Source organism: Metabacillus niabensis (genome assembly GCF_902829255.1).
Classification (GTDB): Bacteria; Bacillota; Bacilli; order Bacillales; family Bacillaceae; genus Metabacillus; species Metabacillus niabensis.
The window spans coordinates 1-2,616 of record NZ_CADEPK010000340.1 but is presented as its reverse complement, the minus strand read 5'-3'; the positions used below and the strand labels follow the sequence as shown (position 1 = coordinate 2,616).

The 2,616-nt window shown below is 30.9% G+C and carries 2 protein-coding genes and 1 pseudogene; all 3 read left to right on the top strand.

Going from position 1 to position 2,616, the window contains the following annotated elements; all coding sequences use genetic code 11:
- On the top strand, positions 1-622 hold a 622-nt coding region (locus HU235_RS19340), incomplete at its 5' end, for a GDP-L-fucose synthase family protein (protein WP_174881269.1).
- 36 nt (positions 623-658) lie between these two features.
- Positions 659-1,738 carry a GDP-mannose 4,6-dehydratase gene (gmd, locus tag HU235_RS19335; protein ID WP_174881268.1) on the top strand — a complete coding sequence of 360 codons (1,080 nt, stop codon included), beginning with the start codon at positions 659-661 and terminating at the stop codon, positions 1,736-1,738.
- Between the two features lie 254 nt (positions 1,739-1,992).
- A pseudogene (locus HU235_RS19330) lies at positions 1,993-2,616 on the top strand (hypothetical protein); the annotation flags it as partial.

Genomic DNA, 2,616 nt, shown 5'->3' with positions numbered 1-2,616 from the left:
AAGTACCTGTATTTACCCAAAACTAGCTCCTCAACCATTAAAGGAAGACTATTTATTAACAGGTGAGTTAGAACCAACAAATGAACCATATGCAATAGCAAAAATAGCTGGCATTAAAATGTGTCAGTCTTATAACCGTCAATACGGAACAAAATATATTTCAGTCATGCCGACAAATTTATATGGTCCTAACGATAATTTTGATTTGCATACGTCACATGTTTTACCAGCACTTATTCGTAAATTTCATGAAGCAAAAGAAATGAATGTACCGCATGTTGAAGTTTGGGGTACGGGTTCACCAAAACGGGAATTTCTATATTCTGACGATTTAGCTGATGCTTGTGTTTATTTAATGAATAATTATGTTGGTAATGAAATAGTAAATATTGGTGTTGGTGAAGACATTTCAATAAAAGAATTGGCTCAGAAGGTAAAAGCGGTAGTTGGTTATGAAGGAGATATTCAATTTGATACTAGTAAACCTGATGGAACGCCACGTAAGCTAGTTGATGTTACAAAGTTGAATTCTTTAGGTTGGAAAGCTAGTACAAATTTAGAGGACGGGTTAGAAAAAGCATATCAATGGTTTCTTGATAACATAACAGCAAAAGTTAACTAATTAAAATAATAAATAAACAAGATATCGGAGGACATTATGAAAAAAGCATTGATTACAGGTGTAACCGGACAAGATGGTTCTTACTTAGCTGAGTTTTTATTGGAAAAAGGATATGAAGTACATGGGATTATCCGTCGAAGCTCTTCTTATAATCAGGAGCGTTTAGAGGATATCCTTACTGATGAAGAAGCAAATGCATTATTGAATAATAGGGACTTTCATCTACATTATGGTGATGTAACTGACGCATTAAATATAACCAAAATTATTGGTGATGTACAACCGGATGAAATTTATAATCTAGCAGCTCAGTCACATGTACGAGTTTCTTTTGATATGCCTGGGTATACACTAGATGTAGACGCAAAGGGTACGTTAAATATTTTAGAAGCAGTTCGTATTTTGGGATTAACCGAAAAAACTCGTGTCTATCAGGCTTCAACATCTGAACTATTTGGTAAGGTTCAAGAAGTCCCACAAAAGGAAACAACACCTTTTTATCCTCGTTCTCCATATGGTGTTGCAAAAATTTATGGATTTTGGATTACAAAGAACTATCGTGAATCTTACAATATGTTTGCAGTAAATGGTATTTTATTTAATCACGAATCTGAACGACGTGGAGAAACATTTGTAACACGTAAAATCTCGCTTGCTGCAGCGAGAATTGCCCAAGGTAAACAAAAAAAATTATACTTAGGTAACTTAGATTCGCTTCGCGATTGGGGATATGCAAAGGATTATGTTGAGTGCATGTGGTTAATTCTTCAACATGAAAAACCAGAGGATTTTGTTATTGCAACTGGAGAAATGCATACAGTAAGAGAGTTTGTTGAACTTGCGTTTAAACATACAGGAATTGAAATAGAATGGACTGGAAAAGGTGTTGAAGAAAAAGGTATTAATAAAGCAACTGGAGATGTAATTGTAGAGGTGGATCCTAAATTTTTCCGCCCTGCAGAAGTTGATCAACTGTTGGGGGATCCTACAAAGGCAAAATCTATATTGGGATGGAACCCTACAAGAACTTCTTTTGAAGAATTAGTTCGTATTATGGTTAGTGGGGATATGAAAAAAGTTGAAAAAGAAGATAGAGTAAAAAGAATGTTTGATTAATAAACTTTATTTAGGAACTAGATAAAGAAAAAAAATAACATTATTAAATGAACTTATTTTATATTGAGTGTCTTTAAATCGATTCGGGGTTAGGAGTTTTTTGTAAAAAACAATAAGGAATATTTGACAGTGCTTAAATGATAAATGTTTAACCTTCCTTCTTTGATTGCTTTTTATAATACTTCTATACCCTTTTTTATACTTTTTAAGAAATTAATGAAACAATGATATATATAGGATTGGTTGTGACTAGTATGTGTAAAGTTTTTTTGGTGGATAATAAATATACGGGTCACCATAAGGTATATTTAGATACATTAAATACCATAGATAAAACAATAAATAGCACAATTGAAATGGATTTCGAGAGAAGAAAAACTACTCTCAAATTCTTTATCGATAGGCAAAAATTTATTAGTGAACTACTATTATCACTTAATAGTAAACAAAATAAAATAGATAAAAAAATTGTTCACTTATTATATATAGATGAACTCTATTCTAATCCTTTTTTGCCAAATTTAAATAAATATTTCAAAGTAATAGGCACATTACACCACTATCCACATAATAAAGTAAAGATGAAATTATTTAAAATATTTGCAAAAAAAATAGATACAATAGTAGTCCATTCTGAATATATTAAGAAAAGATTAGTTGAAAATAATATTAATAATGTTGAAGTGATACATTATCCAAGTTTTTATGATTATAGTAATTTACCTGATGCTAATTCTTTAAAGAAATCAATGGGGTTTCAGGAAGATAAAATTATTATATCGGCTTTAGGTGGTACTCGTTTTGATAAAGGATTAGATATTTTATTAGAAAGCTTTAAATATGTTCCTGATAAATACAAAGAGCAAGTAATATTAAAT

What these genes read in the sequence shown, in the direction of transcription:
- gmd (WP_174881268.1), top strand. Translation starts at nt 659, where the DNA reads ATGAAAAAAGCATTGATTACAGGTGTAACCGGACAAGATGGTTCTTAC.